Raw genomic sequence first — 17030 nt, 5'->3', positions numbered from 1 at the left:
TGCGAAGCATATCGTTGCGATCAGGCAATTGAGCGTTACTGAAGTAACGGCCCGCCGGACCAGACGACCGCAGCGTTCACAGATGCAGTTCAGCGGCAACGCGCCAGGGCCGATGCGGTTGACCGCTGGCCTGAATCGAGCCCCACCGCAGCCTACCGAGCGCGCACCTGCACTACATTAGGCAACCGTCTTTAGAGGATCGCCGATGCGCCACTCCCGTCTGCTGACCAGCGCGTTGCTGCTCGCCCTGCCCACCCTCGCCGCCGCCCAGGCTGCGCCCCGGCCCGAAGTCCAGGCCGCTGCCGCGCCGTTGCAGAGCAAGCTGGTGCAATGGCGCCGCGACTTCCATCAGCACCCGGAACTGTCCAACCGCGAGGAGCGCACCGCCGCCACCGTGGCCGCGCAGCTGCGCAAGCTCGGCCTCAAGCCGCGCATCGGCATTGCCCATCACGGCGTGGTCGCCATCATCAAGGGCGGCAAGCCGGGTCCGAAGATCGCCTTGCGCGCCGACATGGACGCACTGCCGGTCAAGGAGCAGACCGGCCTGCCGTTCGCTTCCAAGGTCACCGCCGAGTACCGCGGCGAGCAGGTCGGGGTGATGCATGCCTGCGGCCACGACGCCCACACCGCGATCCTGCTCGGGGTGGCCGAAGCGCTGGTCGGCATGCGCGAGCAGCTGCCTGGCGAAGTGATGCTGATTTTCCAGCCCTCCGAAGAAGGCGCGCCGGGCAATGAAGAGGGCGGCGCGTCGCTGATGCTCAAGGAAGGCCTGTTCGCCGACTTCACCCCGCAGGCGGTGTTCGGCCTGCATGTGTTCTCCAGCGTGCAGGCCGGCAAGATCGCGGTGCGCAGCGGCCCGCTGATGGCGGCCTCGGACCGGTTCGCGATCAAGATGATCGGCCGCCAGACGCATGGCTCGGCGCCGTGGAACGGCATCGACCCGATCGTGGCCAGCGCCGACATGATCGGCGCCGCGCAGACCGTGATCAGCCGCCGCGCCAACCTGTCCAAACAACCGGCGGTGTTGAGCTTCGGCGCGATCAAGGGCGGCATCCGCTACAACATCATCCCCGACGACGTGGAAATGGTCGGCACCATCCGCACTTTCGACGAAGCCATGCGCCAGCAGATCTTCGCCGACCTCAAGACGGTGGCCGAGCACACCGCAGCCGCCCACGGGGCCAAGGTCCAGGCGCAGGTGCCGGACCAGCCCGGCAACCCGGCAACGGTCAACGACCCGGCGCTGACCGCCAGGATGCTGCCCAGCCTGCAGGCCGTGGTCGGCGCCGACAATGTCTACGAGCCGCCGTTGCAGATGGGTGCGGAAGACTTCTCGTTCTACGCCCAGCAAGTGCCGTCGATGTTCTTCTTCGTCGGCTCCACCGCCAAGGGCATCGACCCGGCGACCGCGCCCAGCAACCATTCGCCGCAGTTCCTGCTCGACGAATCGTCGCTGGACGTGGGCTTGCGCGCGCTGTTGCAGGTCTCGCTGGATTACCTGCATCAGGGTGAGGCTAGCTGAATCGGGAATCGGGAATCGTGTGCAGTTGCGCTGTTTCCGCTGAGCGTTGGTGATCGTGCGGCGGCGGCGGGCCGTTTGAAGGCCCGCTGCTCTGCTGCCAGCTGGGTACTCCAGCGTCCGCCATATATCTCACGGCCAGCCCGCTCGGCCTAAAATGGCGCGATGAATACCCCAGAAGATTCCGCCCTCGGTCGTGAGGTCGCCTATCCCAGCGGCTACGATCCGTCGCTGTTGTTCCCCATTCCACGCGCGGCCGGGCGCGAGGCGATCGGCCTGACCGCGGTCCTGCCCTTTATCGGTCGCGATCGCTGGCATGCCTACGAACTCAGCTGGCTCGATGCACAGGGCAAGCCGTGCGTGGCCACGGCGACCCTGCATGTGCCCAGCGATTCGCCGTCGCTGATCGAATCCAAGTCGCTCAAGCTGTATCTCAACTCGCTCAATGCCACCCGCTTCAATAGCGCCGAAGCGGTGCGCACGCGCATCGTCTCGGACCTGTCCACGCGCGCCGGCGCCGATGTGGCGCTGGAATTCGGTCTGCCGCCGATCGATGCGGTGGGCGAGGGCGAATCGATCGACGCGCTGGATGTCAGCATCGACGACTACGGCCCGCCCAATGCGGCATATCTGTCGGCGCACGCACAACCGATCGTGGAAGAAGTGCTGACCTCGGCCCTGCTCAAATCCAATTGTCCGGTCACCGGTCAACCGGATTGGGCCAGCGTCACGCTGCGTTACCGCGGCGCACCGATCGATCGCGAAGGCCTGCTGCGCTATCTGGTGAGTTTCCGTGACCACGCCGGGTTTCATGAGCAATGCGTGGAGCGTATTTTCAATGACGTGCTGCTCCGTTGCGCACCCGAATGGTTGGTGGTGGAGGCGCGGTATACCCGCCGTGGCGGGCTGGACATCAACCCGTTGCGTAGTTCGCCCAACGTGCCGACACCGTTGTCGATCTTCCGCGACCTGCGCCAGTGATCGCGCCCAACCAAGGATCGCGCCAGCTTCACGGTGGCGCGATCCACGCTTAACAGCGCACCGCGCACCCTGCAGTCATCGTGATGCACAGGGATTGCGGCAATGAATGTCGACAAGAAAGCAGATTTTTCCAACGTGACGTCTTCGGTGGATAGCACCGCAGAGGTTGCGCCGACGGCGGATTTTTCCAACGTTCGCACCAGCGTGCAGAGCACTGCGCAACTGGTTGGCGAATCGGTCACCGTGCAGGCGGGCGATAGCCTTTCCAGCATCGCCAAGCGCCATTACGGCGATGGCAACCTGTGGCCACGTATTTTCGAGGCCAACCGCGAAACGCTCAAGGATCCGGACAAGATCTTTCCAGGGCAGGTCCTGCAGTTGCCGCCGAAATCGTAGGCGCATCGCATACCTGGCGACTTTTCGACCCATTTTATAGTTTGATATCCGGAGATTGATCCATGCGTACTACAACCGTTTCCAGCACCCTCGCCATTGCCCTGGCCGGCGTTCTAGCGTTGTCGGGCTGCAACAAGAAGGTCGACGACGACAGCGTGTCCAAGGATCCAACCGCGGGCGCTGCCACCGAGGCAATGCCGGGTCCGGCCGGCACACCGCCGGCAAGCGATCAGGCCGGCCAGAGCAGCGCAACCGGCGCTGCCAGCACCGACAGCGCGGCATCTGCTGGATCGGCAGTCACGGTTTCCAGCGTGGTGGTGGGCACCCAGGCCGCTGCGGACAAGAGCGTGACGCCGTCTGCCAGTATCGGGAACAAGAACACGATCATCGTCTCGATCAAGACCGACGGTAGCGCCAATAACGTGCCGGTGGCGGCCAAGATGACCTACCAGGACGGCCAGGTTGCCGGCGAGCAGATCGCAACGCTCAACACCACCGGCGCAGAGACCACCAACCTGAGCTTCACCAAGCCTGATGGCTGGCCGGTCGGCACGTACACCGTGCAGGCGATGGTCAATGGCAAGCCGGCCGGTGCGCCGCAAACCATCTCGGTGAAGTGAGCACGCCGACGAACAAGGCACATCCCGCATCGCTAGTGGCGGGTGGCCGCAGTGGCCATCCCCAGGGTTTTTGTAGACGGCGACAGTGCATTGGGCCGGATGCTTGACTCAGGCAATGACACAAAAGGGCGCGATCGCAAGGTCGCGCCCTTTTGCTTGCATGGCATGTTCGTTACAGCTGCATCCATTACATCGGCCAGCGGCGGGATGGAGCATCCGCCTGTGGTCGCTTTACCCGGGCGCGGCTCAGACGCGACAATGCCGTGCTGACCCATCGCCGCGTTCCACGCGATGGCTGATCGGCGTGCCAGCAGCGACCCCCGTCGCGCACGCCAACGCCAGTGCCAAGGACGCCGGCGCTCCTTCCGACCACACGAGCCATCGCACCTTATGTCGAAGACACCGAAGATCATCTACACGCTCACCGACGAAGCACCGTATCTGGCCACGCAGTCGCTGCTGCCGATCATCGATGCCTACACCGATACCGCCGGCATCGTGGTCGAAACCCGCGACATCTCGCTGGCCGGCCGCATCCTGTCGCTGTTTCCCGAGCACCTAAACGACGCGCAGAAGATCGCCGACGACCTCGGAGAGCTGGGCGAGCTGGCCACCACGCCGGAAGCCAACATCATCAAGTTGCCCAACATCAGCGCCTCGGTGCCGCAGCTCAAGGCCGCCATCGCCGAACTGCAGGGCCAGGGCTATGCGCTTCCGGCGTATCCGGACACGCCCAAGGACGATGCGGAAAAGGACATCAAGGCGCGCTACGACAAGGTCAAGGGCAGCGCGGTCAATCCGGTGCTGCGCGAGGGCAATTCCGATCGCCGCGCGCCGCTGTCGGTGAAGAATTACGCACGCAAGCATCCGCACCGCATGGGCAAGTGGAGCAGCGACTCCAAGTCGCACGTGGCGCACATGGACGATGGCGACTTCTTCGGCAGCGAGCAATCCGCCACAGTGGCCGCAGCTGGCTCGTTGAAGATCGAGTTCGTCGGCAACGACGGCAGCAGCAGCGTGTTGAAGGACAAGGTCGCGGTCAAGGCCGGCGAGATCGTCGATGCCGCGGTGTTGAGCAAGCGCGCGCTGGCCGGCTTCATCGACGCGCAGATCGCCGATGCCAAGGCCCGCGACGTGCTGTTCTCGGTGCATCTGAAAGCCACCATGATGAAGGTCTCCGACCCGGTGCTGTTCGGCGTGGTGGTCGGCGAGTTCTACAAGGACACGCTGAGCAAGCATGCCGAGGCGCTTGCGTCGGCCGGCTTCGATCCCAACAACGGCATCGGCGACCTGTACGCACGCATCGCCACGCTGCCGGACGACCAGCAGGCGCAGATCAAGGCTGATATCCAGGCCGAATACGCGCAGCGCCCGGCCCTGGCCATGGTCAACTCCGACAAGGGCATCACCAACCTGCATGTGCCCAGCGACGTGATCGTCGATGCGTCGATGCCGGCGATGATTCGCGACTCCGGTCAGATGTGGAATGCCGAAGGCAAGCTGCAGGACACCAAGGCGGTGATTCCCGATCGCTGCTACGCCGATGTCTATCAGGCGGTGATCGACGACTGCAAGGCGCATGGCGCATTCGATCCGTCCACCATGGGCTCGGTGCCCAACGTCGGCCTGATGGCGCAGAAAGCCGAGGAATACGGCTCGCACGACAAGACCTTCCAGATTGCCGCCGCCGGGACCGTCAAGGTCACCGACGACACCGGCGCCACCGTCTTCGAACATGCGGTGGAAGCGGGCGACCTGTGGCGCATGTGCCAGGTCAAGGATGCACCGATCCAGGACTGGGTCAAGCTGGCCGTGGAGCGCGCGCGCCTGAGCCAGACGCCTGCGGTGTTCTGGCTGGACAAGGCCCGCGCGCACGATGCGCAGGTCATCGCCAAGGTCGACACCTATCTGAAGGACCACGACACAAATGGCCTGGATATCCGCATCCTGCCGCCGGTGGAAGCGACCACCTTCTCGCTGGAGCGCATCCGCAAGGGCCAGGACACCATCTCGGTCACCGGCAACGTGCTGCGCGATTACCTCACCGACCTGTTCCCGATCCTGGAGCTGGGCACCAGTGCCAAGATGCTGTCGATCGTGCCGCTGATGGCCGGTGGCGGCCTGTTCGAGACCGGTGCCGGTGGCTCGGCGCCCAAGCACGTGCAGCAGTTCGTCGAACAGAACAGCCTGCGCTGGGATTCGCTGGGCGAGTTCCTGGCCCTGGCCGCATCGCTGGAGCATCTGGGCAACCGCTACGACAACCCGTCCGCCACGGTGCTGGCCAAGGCGCTGGACGTGGCCAACGGCCAGTTCCTGGACAACAACAAGTCGCCGGCGCGCAAGGTCGGTGAACTCGACAACCGCGGCAGCCACTTCTATCTGGCGATGTACTGGGCGCAGGCCCTGGCTGCGCAGACCGAGGACACCGCCCTGCAGGCCAAGTTCGCACCACTGGCCAAGGCCCTGACCGAGAACGAAGCCACCATCGTGGCCGAGCTCAACGGCGCCCAGGGCAAGCCGGTCGAGATCGGCGGCTACTACCACCCGGACCTGGCCAAGGTCAGCCAGGCCATGCGCCCGAGCAAGACCTTCAACGACGTGTTGGCCACGCTGAAGGCCTGATCCAGCGCACCGCCTGGCGGCGCGTCCGGCAGCTGCGACAGTCAAGGCCCGCCTCGATCAGGGGCGGGCCTTGTCGTTTTCGGCGTTTGCATGCAACTGCGAGAACACCGTCGTTGCGTGCCAGGCCTGATGACCTTGCAATGCCTTGCCTGCGAGAGATCCTGCGCCTGGTTGCGGGCGGCCCCGGTATCTGGTCGGCTGCGCGCCTGTTCGATTGGCCGGTGCGCTCGGCTGCACGCCGCAACATGCGCTGGGTACACTGCCGGCATGAGCCAGCTCCCGTTACCGCCGCAGTCCGAGCGCCGTGCGCTGGCGATCGCCCATGCCGTGTACGACGCCTTCGAGGACTACCACGCCCGGTTCGCCGAGATCACCGCACGCGCCAAACAGCGCTTCGAAACGCGCGACTGGAGCTGTGCGCGCGATGACGCGGTGGCACGGATCGCGCTCTACGACCAGTACATCAGCGAATGCATGTTGCGTCTGCGCGCGGTGCTGCTGGGGCAGGCGCACGATCGCGCGCTGTGGATGCGCGCACGCGTGCATTACGCCGCACTGCTGAGCGGGCTGATCGATCAGGAGCTGTACAAGACCTTCTACAACACCCTGACCCGGCGTTACTTCGGCACCCATGGCGTGGATGCGGATATCGAATTCATCGCGCTGGATATCGAGCCGACCGATGCGATCACCGTGCCGGTCGCGCGGCATACCTACGCGGTCTCGCCCGGCCGGCTGACCGACATGCTGGTGCGCGTGCTCGGCGATTATTCCTTCGGCGTTCCGTATGCGCATCGCACCCGCTGTGCAGCGGCGATCGCGGTGCGTCTGCTCGACGATCTCGCGCACTGGGGCGAGCATCCGGTGCGCAGTGTCGAATTGCTGGAAACGGTGTTCTATCGCGAGCGTCGCGCCTACCTGGTCGGCCGCGTGTTCGGCGAGCATCGCTTCTCGCCATGCGTCATCGCCCTGGTCAACGACGACGCCGGTCTGCGTGCCGAAGCGGTGCTGACCCGACGCAGCGACGTCGCGCAATTGTTCAGCAATTCGCGCAGTTACTTCCAGGCCGATCTGTCCACCGTCGGCGACGCGGTGGTGTTTTTGCGTAGCCTGCTTACCCACAAGCCGGTCGACGAGCTGTACACGATGCTCGGGCGCGCCAAGCAGGGCAAGACCGAACGCTATCGCACCTTTTTCAGTCATTTCCAGGCCCATCCCTCCGAGCAGCTGGTGCATGCCGATGGCACGCCCGGCATGGTCATGGTGGTGTTTACGCTGCCCAGTTATCCGCTGGTATTCAAGCTGATCCGCGACCGCTTCGCGTATCCCAAGACCATGAGCCGTGCGCAGGTGGAGGGCAAGTACGAGTTGGTGTTCCAGCTCGATCGCATCGGCCGCTTGCTGGACGCGCAGCCGTATCGCTTCCTGCGGTTTCCCAAGTCGCGTTTCTCGCCCGCGTTGCTGGAAGAGCTGCAGACCAGCTGTGCGACGAGTCTGAGCGAAGATGGCCAGGACGTGCTGATCGCGTTGTGCTACGTGCAGCGCCGCCTGCGCCCGCTCAATCTCTACCTGCGCGAACAATTGCCGGAGGCCGCGCATGCGGCCGCGCTGGACTACGGGCAGGCGATCAAGGACATGGCGCGCAACAACATCTTTCCCGGCGACATGCTGCTGAAGAACTTCGGCATCACCCGCCATCAGCGCGCGGTGTTCTACGACTACGACGAGCTGTGCCTGATCACCGAATGCACCTTCCGCGACTGGCCAATCCCCGCCACCTATGAAGAGCAGATGTCTGCCGAGCCCTGGTTCCATGTCGGCCCGCGCGACGTGTTCCCCGAGCGCTTCGCGCTGTTCATGGGCTTGCCGTCCTCGCAGCTGGAAGCGGTCAAGCACCTGCATCCGGAGCTGTTCGACCCGCAATGGTGGCGCGAGCTACAAGCCCGGCTGCGCGAGGACGACTACCCCGACACCCCGCCGTATGCGGATTCGCGTCGGCTGGCGTAGCCGCCGAACGACGGCAGGCGTGGCGCAGACGATAACCAGGTGCCCGTCTGCACGAATACCGCGCCCACAAAAAAAGCCCCGCGATGCGGGGCTTTTTCATATCGAGAATGCCGACCGAATCAGCGCTTCATCGAACTGAAGAACTCGTCGTTGGACTTGGTGGTCTTCATCTTGTCCAGCAGGAATTCCATCGCTGCGATTTCGTCCATCGGGTGCAGCAGCTTGCGCAGGATCCAGATCTTCTGCAGCAGCTCCGGCTCGATCAGCAGATCCTCGCGACGCGTGCCCGAGCGGTTGATGTCGATCGCCGGATACACGCGCTTTTCGGTGATGCGACGGTTCAGATGCACTTCGCTGTTGCCGGTGCCCTTGAACTCTTCGTAGATCACCTCGTCCATCTTGCTGCCGGTTTCCACCAGCGCCGTGGCGATGATGGTCAGTGAGCCGCCTTCTTCGACGTTACGGGCCGCACCGAAGAAACGCTTCGGACGGTGCAGCGCATTGGCGTCCACACCACCGGTGAGCACCTTGCCCGAGCTGGGCACCACGTTGTTGTAGGCGCGTGCCAGACGGGTGATCGAGTCGAGCAGGATCACCACATCCTTCTTGTGCTCGACCAGGCGCTTGGCCCGCTCGATCACCATCTCGGCAACCTGCACGTGGCGGGCGGCCGGTTCGTCGAAGGTGGAGGAGATGACCTCGCCGCGCACGGTGCGCTGCATTTCGGTCACTTCTTCCGGGCGCTCGTCGATCAGCAGCACGATCATGTGCACTTCGGGATGATTGCTGGTGATGGCCGTGGCCACCTGCTGCATCATCATGGTCTTACCGGCCTTGGGCGGGGAGACGATCAGCGCGCGCTGACCCTTGCCCTGCGGCGCCATCAGATCCAGGATGCGGCCGGTGATGTCCTCGGTCGATCCATCGCCACGCTCCAGCCGGAAGCGCCGGCGCGGGAACAGCGGGGTCAAGTTCTCGAACAGCACCTTGTTCTTGCTGGCTTCCAGCGGCTCGCCATTGATGGTGTCGACGATCGACAGCGCGAAATAGCGTTCGCCGTCCTTGGGGAAGCGGATGCGGCCGGACAGGTGATCGCCGGTGCGCAGGTTGAAGCGACGGATCTGGCTGGGCGAGATATAGGTATCGTCCGGGCCGGCCAGGTAGCTGGCTTCTGCGGCACGCAGGAAGCCGAAGCCGTCAGGCAGGATTTCCAGCACACCGTCGGCGGCAACGCCTTCGCCGTGGCGGGTCAGCACCTTGAGCAGGGCGAAGATCACGTCCTGCTTGCGCGCGCGCGCCACGCCTTCCTGGATGTTGAGCTGGTCGGCGATGTCCAGCAGCTTCTGCGCCGGCATCCGCTTGAGATCGCTCAGCGAATAGACCGGGAAACCTTCCGGCACGGCCGGGTGCGGACGCGCGATGAACGGCTCGTTGCTGCCATCGGACGATGGCATGCCGCCGCCGCCCTCGTTGCCGAAGCGGTCGCGTCCACGGTCGCGGCGGTTGCGGAAGCGGTCACGGCGGTTGCCCTGCTGATTCTGCCCCTGGCCCTGACCTTGCTGGTTCTGGCCGCCATTCTGGGCTTGATCCTGGCCCTGGCCCTGACCTTGCGCCTGTGCCTGACCCTGGTTCTGGCCCTGAGCCCGGTGCTGCGCCTGATTCTGGTTCTGCTGCTGCTGCGCCTGATTGAAGCGCTGCTGCTGTGTCTGGCCACCCTCGCGGGAGTCGCCATGGGTGTCGCCGCCCGGGTTGCCCTGGTTGGCGCTGGGGGTGTTACCGGCATAAGAGGCGCCATCGCCGGACGTCTGCGCCGGTGCCGAGTCGGCAGCGTGCGACGGTGCCTGCGGGGCACGTGGAGCGTCGGATGCGGGGCTGGCGGGCAAGGGCAGGTTGGGCTGCTGCGCGCCACCGTCGTCGGTGGCAGCGGCGGTCTTGCTCACGCGCGGCTTGCGCACGCGCTTCTCGACAGGAGCGTCGACGCTGCTCCCGGTATCGGAGGAAGGATGATCGGACAAGTGCGTGATTCCTCGCTAAGAGTGCGAGCGCCCGGCTGGGGGGCGAACTTTAGGTGATGGGAGTCTAGAAGAGGTTTCTAGAGGGGTACGTCGGCGCACGAACGTGCTCCGGATCAACTGACACTATCACCGCTGCGCGCAACCGCGCAAGCGCCTGCCGCAGCAGGATTTAACTGCTGGCGCATCACCGGGCGCCCATCGCTGGACGCCCACCCGCTCAGGCGGCCGCGCCGCCCAGGGTCTTGTCGATCATCTGGGTCAGCTGGCCCTTGCCAACCGCACCGATCTGGGTGGCCTGCACCTGGCCGTCCTTGAACAGCAACAGCATCGGGATCGAACGCACGTGGTACTTGATGGCCAGGGCGCGGTTCTGGTCCACATTGACCTTGGCAACCTTCAGTCTGCCCTGGTATGTATCGGCCAGATCGTCCAGCACCGGGGCGATCATCTTGCAGGGTCCGCACCACTCGGCCCAGAAATCCACCAGCACCGGTTCGCCGGATTGCAGTACAGCTGTATCGAAGTCGGCATCGCCGACATGTTGAACCTTGTCGCTCACGTTGGGTCTCCTGGAAACCAAAACGGCCCGCCCGAACGGGCAGGCCGCTACATTGCGTTAAACTGGGGCATTGCGCGACTGAATCAAGTATCAGTCCTGAAGCCGCGCTGTCCGCCACAACAGCCGCAGTTTGCGACGCTGTCGGCATCGATGCAAGCCGCGCCCGGGCTGCCCAGGGCGCCTCACGAAGACGGAATAATGAGCGACAAACCGCTGACCGATTTGACTTTTTCCACGTTCGACCTGCATCCGGCGCTGATCGCCGGGCTGGAGAGCGCCGGGTTTACCCGCTGTACCCCGATCCAGGCGCTGACCCTGCCGGTCGCGCTGCCGGGCGGCGACGTCGCCGGCCAGGCCCAGACCGGCACCGGCAAGACCCTGGCGTTCCTGGTGGCGGTGATGAACCGCCTGCTGATCCGCCCGGCGCTGGCAGACCGCAAGCCGGAAGACCCGCGCGCGCTGATCCTGGCACCGACCCGCGAACTGGCGATCCAGATCCACAAGGATGCGGTCAAGTTCGGCGCCGACCTTGGCCTGCGCTTTGCGCTGGTCTACGGCGGAGTGGACTACGACAAGCAGCGCGAGTTGCTGCAGCAGGGCGTGGACGTGATCATCGCCACCCCGGGCCGGCTGATCGACTACGTCAAGCAGCACAAGGTGGTCTCGCTACACGCCTGCGAGATCTGCGTACTGGACGAAGCCGACCGCATGTTCGACCTGGGCTTCATCAAGGACATCCGCTTCCTGCTGCGGCGCATGCCCGAGCGCGGGACCCGGCAGACCCTGCTGTTCTCGGCCACGCTCAGCCATCGCGTGCTCGAGCTCGCCTACGAGCACATGAACGAGCCGGAAAAGCTGGTCGTCGAAACGGAAAGCATCACCGCCGCGCGGGTGCGCCAGCGCATCTATTTCCCCTCCGACGAAGAGAAGCAGACGCTGCTGTTGGGCCTGCTGTCGCGTAGCGAAGGCGCGCGCACCATGGTGTTCGTCAATACCAAGGCATTCGTCGAGCGCGTGGCGCGCACCCTGGAGCGGCATGGCTACCGGGTCGGCGTGCTGTCGGGCGATGTGCCGCAGAAGAAGCGCGAGTCGCTGCTCAACCGCTTCCAGAAGGGACAGCTCGAAATCCTGGTCGCCACCGACGTGGCCGCGCGCGGTCTGCATATCGACGGGGTCAAATACGTCTACAACTACGACCTGCCGTTCGATGCGGAAGACTACGTGCACCGCATCGGCCGTACCGCGCGGCTGGGCGAAGAGGGCGATGCGATCAGCTTCGCCTGCGAGCGCTATGCGATGAGCCTGCCGGACATCGAGGCATATATCGAGCAGAAGATCCCGGTCGAACCGGTGACCTCCGAGCTGCTGACGCCGCTGCCGCGCACCGCGCGCGTGCCGGTGGAAGGCGAAGAGGCCGACGACGATGCGGGCGACAGCGTGGGCACGATCTTCCGCGAGGCGCGCGAACAGCGTGCTGCCGAAGAGCAGCGCCGCGGTGGCGGTCGCAGCGGCCCGGGCGGTGCGTCGCGCAGCGGCAGTGGCGGCGGTCGTCGCGACGGCGGCAGCGCCGATGGCAAGCCGCGTCCGCGTCGCAAGCCGCGTGTGGAGGGCGAAGCCCCGGCCGCGGCAGCGCCGAGCGAAACGCCGGTGGTTGCTGCGGCGTCGGTCGAGGCGCCTTCCACCATCGTGGCCGATGCCGAGCGCGCACCGCGCAAGCGGCGGCGTCGTCGCAACGGCCGTCCGGTCGAGGGTGCCGAGCCGGCAGTGGCCTCCACACCGGTTGCCGCACCTGCGGCACCGCGCAAGCCCACCCAGGTGGTCGCCAAACCGGTGCGCAGCGCCGCCAAGCCGTCCGGCAGCCCGTCGCTGCTGAGCCGTATCGGTCGTCGCCTGCGCTCGCTGGTGTCCGGCAACTGATCGCCTGCGGCCTGCGTCGCATCGCCGGGCTCCGGCGATGCGACGCAAGCGCTGGCGCTCCGGCATAATCGCCGGATGACCGTTCTGCGTTTCGACAACGTCAGCAAGCACTACGCCGGTGGCCACCAGGCGCTGACCGATGTCAGCTTCGAAGTGGCCGATGGCGAGATGCTGTTCGTGACCGGCCACTCCGGCGCCGGCAAAAGCACCCTGCTCAAATTGATCCACCTCAGCGAGCGACCCAGCCAGGGCGCGGTGCTGCTGGGCGAACGCAACCTGCTCAAGGTGCGCGGCCGGCAGATTCCGCTGCACCGTCGCCAGGTGGGTGCGGTCTATCAGGACCATCGTCTGCTCAACGACCGCAGCATCGCCGAGAACGTGGCGTTGCCGCTGATCCTGCGCGGCACCCGGCGTGCCGAGATCGGCAAGCGCGTGCGCTCGGCACTGGAGCGGATCGGGCTGGCCCATCGCGAGCGGGCCTTGCCGTCGCAGTTGTCGGCCGGCGAGCAGCAGCGCGTGGGCATCGCCCGCGCCATCGTCGGCGAACCGCGCCTGCTGGTGGCCGATGAGCCCACCGGCAATCTGGATCCGGCGTTGGCCGCGGAAATCATGCAGTTGTTCGCCGAGCTGCCCGCGCGCGGCACCAGCGTGCTGGTGGTCAGCCACGACCTGGCCCTGCTCAAGCAGATGCGCAAGCGCGTGCTGATCCTGGATCACGGCCGGCTGGTCGACGACATCTCGCCGCAGGATCTGGCCGAATGAGCAAACCCGCCAATACCGACGCCGTCGCCCCCTCGCGGGTCGGCGTGTGGATCGACCACCATCTGCACAGCATCGCCTTCAGCCTGGGCCGTGCCATGCGCAAGCCCTGGGCCACCATGCTGACCATCGTGGTGATGGCGCTGGCGCTGGCCTTGCCGCTGGGGCTGTCGATCGCGCTGGACAACGTCAAGTTGCTGGCCGGCAGCGTGCAGCAGTCGCGCGAGATCAATCTGTTCCTGAAGGTCGAGATCGGCGCCGAGGCCGCGCAGGCCCTGGCCGGCGAGCTGCGCGCGCGCCCGGACGTTGCCCAGGTCACGCTGCGTACGCCGGCGCAGGGGCTGACCGAACTGCGCGAGAGCGCCAAGCTCGACGAGGCGATCGATGCGCTGGGCGACAACCCGCTGCCCACGCTGTTGGTCGTCACGCCCACCGAGACGGCCGACGATGCGCAGCTGGCCGGCGCGCTGCAGGCCTTGCCGCAGGCCGACCAGGTGCAGCACGACGCGTTGTGGCGCAAGCGCCTGGATGGCTGGCTGCACTTCGGCGAGCGGCTGGTGCAGGTGCTGTCGGCACTGCTGGGCGTCGGCGCGGTGCTGGTGGTGGGCAATACGGTGCGTTTGGACATCCAGTCGCGGCGCGAGGAAATCGGCGTGCTGCAATTGCTGGGCGCCAGCGATGGCTTCATCCGGCGTCCGTTCCTGTATCTGGGGGCCTGGTACGGGCTCGGTGCCGGCGCCGTGGCGCTCGCGCTGATCGCCGCTTCCGGGCTGGCGCTGCGCGCGCCGTTGGCGATCCTGGCCGACAGCTACGGCAGCTCCTTTACCCTGCACGGGCTGGATCTGCTGCATTCTGCGATGGTTCTGGTCGGCACGCTGGTCCTGGGCTGGCTGGGCGCCTGGCTGGTGACCGGCCATTTCCTTCGCCAGACCCGTCCCACCGAGACCTGAGGCCTGCCATGCACCCACCAGATCTCAAGCACCTGATCAGTGACGCGCCGCGCGTGATGGTGGTCGATGGCTCCAAGCTGGTGCGCAAGCTGATCGCCGATGTGTTGCAGCGCGATCTGCCCAACGTGCAGGTGATCGGCTGCTCCAGCATCGCCGAGGCGCGCCACGCGCTGGAAGCCGGTGCGGTGGATCTGGTCACCACCTCGCTGTCGTTGCCCGATGGCGACGGTCTGACGCTGGCGCGCAGCGTGCGCGAAGCGGCCGGCCAGGCCTATGTGCCGGTGATCGTGGTCTCCGGCGACGCGCAGCAGCATCTGGTGGAGCGTCGCTTCACCGAGTACGTCACCGATTATTTTGACAAGGCGCTGGGTCACGAAGCCCTGGCGACCTTCATCCGCGGCTATGTGCAGCCCGAGCCGGTGGTCGGCGCGACCGTGCTGTACATCGAGGACAGCCGCGTGGTGGCCGAGGCGACCAAGCGCATGCTCGAGCGGCAGAGCCTGAAGGTGGTGCATGTGCTCACCGCCGAGGATGCCTTCGCGCTGCTGACCGCCGAATCGCTGGGCCGCACCGAGCGCCGCATCGACGTGGTGCTGACCGATGTGACCCTGAAGGGCGAGCTCAACGGCCGCGACGTGGTCGAGCGCATCCGCATCGACTTCGCCTACGGCAAGCGCCGGCTGCCGGTGCTGGTGATGACCGGCGACACCAATCCGCGCAACCAGTCCGAACTGCTGCGCGCCGGCGCCAACGATCTGGTGCAAAAACCCATCGAAGAACGTCTGCTGGTGACCAAGGTGCTGTTCCAGCTGCGCCTGGCACGGCTCGAGGATCAGGCGGTCACGCTATGACTGAAGTGGCTGAGGTGGAAGCACGTATCCAATTGGAACCGTCGTGGAAGGCGCGGGTGGGCGATTGGTTGCTGCGCCCGGAAATGCAGGAGCTGTCCGCATTCCTGCGCCAGCGCAAGGCGGCCGGCGCGCGGGTGTTCCCGCCGGGCCCGCAGATCTTTGCAGCCTTCGACGCCACCCCGTTCGAACAGGTCAAGGTGGTGATCCTTGGCCAGGACCCGTATCACGGCGAAGGCCAGGCGCATGGGCTGTGCTTTTCGGTGTTGCCCGGCGTGCCGGTACCGCCGTCGCTGCTCAACATCTACAAGGAGATCCAGGACGACCTGGGCATCGCGCGGCCGGACCATGGCTATCTGATGCCGTGGGCGCGTCAGGGCGTGCTGCTGCTCAATGCAGTGCTGACGGTAGAGCAGGGCCGGGCTGGCGCGCACCAGAACAAGGGTTGGGAGGGCTTTACCGACCATGTCGTGGAGACCCTCAACCGCGAGCGTGAAGGCCTGGTGTTCCTGCTCTGGGGCAGCTACGCGCAGGCCAAGGGCAAGGTCATCGACCAGGCACGCCATCGCGTGTTCAAGGCCCCGCATCCCTCGCCGTTGTCAGCGCATCGCGGCTTTCTGGGTTGCCAGCACTTCTCCAAGACCAACGAGCACCTGCAGCGCCGTGGGCTCGGTCCGATCGACTGGTCGCTGCCGCCGCGCAACGCGCTGGACACCACCTCGTCCAGGGGCTGAACGATCCTGGCGTCGGTCCATTTCGCGGCGTCTTTGTCACGGTCTGCGCAGGACGGCGGTGGTAGCGTAAGCGCCTGAAGTCGGGAGCTTTGCCGTAGAACGACGGCACTGCAAAAAGCCCGAACGTCCTATAAATGGAATGCTGGGAACTCTTTCTGTACCCGGCAGTCCACTAGTTCGACTGCTAAGATGGTGCCCTATGAACCAGATCACCTCGACTGCCCTTGTGGCAAACAATCTCCCGATTCCCAGTGCGCTCGGTTCGCTGGACGCCTACATCGGTGCCGTGCACCAGATCCCGGTGCTGTCGGTCGATGAGGAACAGAATCTTGCCCGTCGCTTCCGTGACGAGCTGGATCTGGACGCCGCGCGCGAGCTGGTCCATTCCCACCTGCGCTTCGTGGTGCACGTCGCTCGCGGTTACAACGGCTACGGCCTGCCGCTTGGCGACCTGATCCAGGAAGGCAATATCGGCCTGATGAAGGCGGTCAAGCGCTTCGACCCGGAAATGGGCGTGCGCCTGGTCAGCTTCGCGGTGCATTGGATCCGTGCCGAGATGCACGAGTTCATTCTGAAGAACTGGCGCATCGTCAAGGTCGCCACGACCAAGGCGCAGCGCAAGCTGTTCTTCAACCTGCGCAAGTCCAAGACCCGCCTGGGCTGGCTCAATGCGTCCGAGGTGACCGCAGTCGCCAAGGATCTGAACGTCTCCGAGCGCGAAGTGATGGAGATGGAGTCGCGTCTGTCCGGTCGTGATATCGGCTTCGATGCCTCGTCCGACGAAGACGACGATCACGGCCCGCCGTCGCCGGTGAGCTACCTGGTGGCCAACGACGAAGATCCGTCGCAGGCTTACGAGCGTCACGACAGCGAAGACAATCAGCTGCAGCTGCTGCGCGAAGGCATGGCCGGTCTGGATACGCGCTCGCGCGATATCGTCAAGCGTCGCTGGCTGGACTCCGACTCCAAGGTGACGCTGCAGGAGCTGGCCGACGAGTACGGCGTGTCGGCCGAGCGTATCCGCCAGATCGAGGCGAATGCGCTGAAGAAGATGAAGGCACTGTTCGTCGCCTGATCCCTGATCGCGCGGCAGGTGGTACAGG

General features: G+C 65.5%; 14 protein-coding genes. 12 read left to right on the top strand and 2 right to left on the bottom strand.

Annotated elements, in window-relative coordinates:
• Window positions 1–205 precede the first annotated feature (205 nt).
• From XarjCFBP7645_RS05535 to aceK, 6 genes are all read left to right on the top strand, one after another.
• Window positions 206–1522, top strand: a complete 1317-nt coding sequence (locus tag XarjCFBP7645_RS05535) for a M20 family metallopeptidase (protein WP_104536489.1) — start codon at window positions 206–208, stop codon at window positions 1520–1522.
• 162 nt (window positions 1523–1684) lie between these two features.
• Complete coding sequence (gene queF, locus XarjCFBP7645_RS05530; protein ID WP_104536488.1) at window positions 1685–2500, top strand: NADPH-dependent 7-cyano-7-deazaguanine reductase QueF; 816 nt, start codon at window positions 1685–1687, stop codon at window positions 2498–2500.
• A gap of 102 nt (window positions 2501–2602) precedes the next feature.
• Window positions 2603–2896, top strand: a complete 294-nt coding sequence (locus tag XarjCFBP7645_RS05525; protein ID WP_104536487.1) for a LysM peptidoglycan-binding domain-containing protein — start codon at window positions 2603–2605, stop codon at window positions 2894–2896.
• Window positions 2897–2958: 62 nt separating this feature from the next.
• Window positions 2959–3516, top strand: coding sequence for a hypothetical protein (locus XarjCFBP7645_RS05520; RefSeq protein WP_104536486.1), 558 nt, complete (start codon window positions 2959–2961; stop codon window positions 3514–3516).
• Between the two features lie 390 nt (window positions 3517–3906).
• A complete protein-coding gene (locus XarjCFBP7645_RS05515) occupies window positions 3907–6138 on the top strand; it encodes an NADP-dependent isocitrate dehydrogenase (protein ID WP_104536485.1) in 2232 nt (743 codons plus the stop codon).
• 267 nt (window positions 6139–6405) lie between these two features.
• Complete coding sequence (gene aceK / locus XarjCFBP7645_RS05510; protein WP_104536484.1) at window positions 6406–8145, top strand: bifunctional isocitrate dehydrogenase kinase/phosphatase; 1740 nt, start codon at window positions 6406–6408, stop codon at window positions 8143–8145.
• A 119-nt stretch (window positions 8146–8264) separates the two neighbouring features.
• On the opposite strand, the gene rho is transcribed toward aceK, so the two are convergent.
• On the bottom strand, window positions 8265–10160 hold the full coding sequence (rho, locus tag XarjCFBP7645_RS05505; protein WP_080960038.1) for a transcription termination factor Rho: 1896 nt from the start codon (window positions 10158–10160) through the stop codon (window positions 8265–8267).
• A gap of 217 nt (window positions 10161–10377) precedes the next feature.
• A complete protein-coding gene (gene trxA, locus XarjCFBP7645_RS05500) occupies window positions 10378–10719 on the bottom strand; it encodes a thioredoxin TrxA (RefSeq protein WP_005923050.1) in 342 nt (113 codons plus the stop codon).
• Between the two features lie 198 nt (window positions 10720–10917).
• On the opposite strand from trxA, the gene rhlB reads away from it, so the two are divergent.
• The 6 genes from rhlB (at window position 10918) to rpoH (ending at window position 17002) form a co-directional block, all read left to right on the top strand.
• Entirely contained in the window at window positions 10918–12636 is a 1719-nt protein-coding gene (gene rhlB, locus XarjCFBP7645_RS05495; protein WP_047127482.1) for an ATP-dependent RNA helicase RhlB, read from the top strand.
• A gap of 75 nt (window positions 12637–12711) precedes the next feature.
• On the top strand, window positions 12712–13398 hold the full coding sequence (gene ftsE, locus XarjCFBP7645_RS05490; protein ID WP_016903688.1) for a cell division ATP-binding protein FtsE: 687 nt from the start codon (window positions 12712–12714) through the stop codon (window positions 13396–13398).
• Window positions 13395–14345 (top strand): permease-like cell division protein FtsX, encoded by a 951-nt coding sequence (gene ftsX, locus XarjCFBP7645_RS05485; RefSeq protein ID WP_104536483.1) that lies wholly within the window; start codon window positions 13395–13397, stop codon window positions 14343–14345. Before ftsE ends, ftsX begins: the two co-directional genes overlap by 4 nt.
• Before the next feature lie 8 nt (window positions 14346–14353).
• Complete coding sequence (locus tag XarjCFBP7645_RS05480) at window positions 14354–15196, top strand: response regulator (RefSeq protein WP_166773926.1); 843 nt, start codon at window positions 14354–14356, stop codon at window positions 15194–15196.
• Between the two features lie 5 nt (window positions 15197–15201).
• On the top strand, window positions 15202–15927 hold the full coding sequence (gene ung, locus XarjCFBP7645_RS05475; RefSeq protein WP_104536759.1) for a uracil-DNA glycosylase: 726 nt from the start codon (window positions 15202–15204) through the stop codon (window positions 15925–15927).
• 199 nt (window positions 15928–16126) lie between these two features.
• Entirely contained in the window at window positions 16127–17002 is an 876-nt protein-coding gene (gene rpoH, locus XarjCFBP7645_RS05470) for an RNA polymerase sigma factor RpoH (RefSeq protein WP_024938885.1), read from the top strand.
• The last annotated feature ends 28 nt before the right edge of the window (window positions 17003–17030 follow it).

Origin of the sequence: Xanthomonas arboricola, from assembly GCF_002940665.1 — a bacterium.
In the GTDB taxonomy this organism is placed as follows: domain Bacteria; phylum Pseudomonadota; class Gammaproteobacteria; order Xanthomonadales; family Xanthomonadaceae; genus Xanthomonas; species Xanthomonas arboricola_B.
Note: the sequence above shows the minus strand (reverse complement) of the source record. Positions and strands in the feature narration are given on the sequence as shown.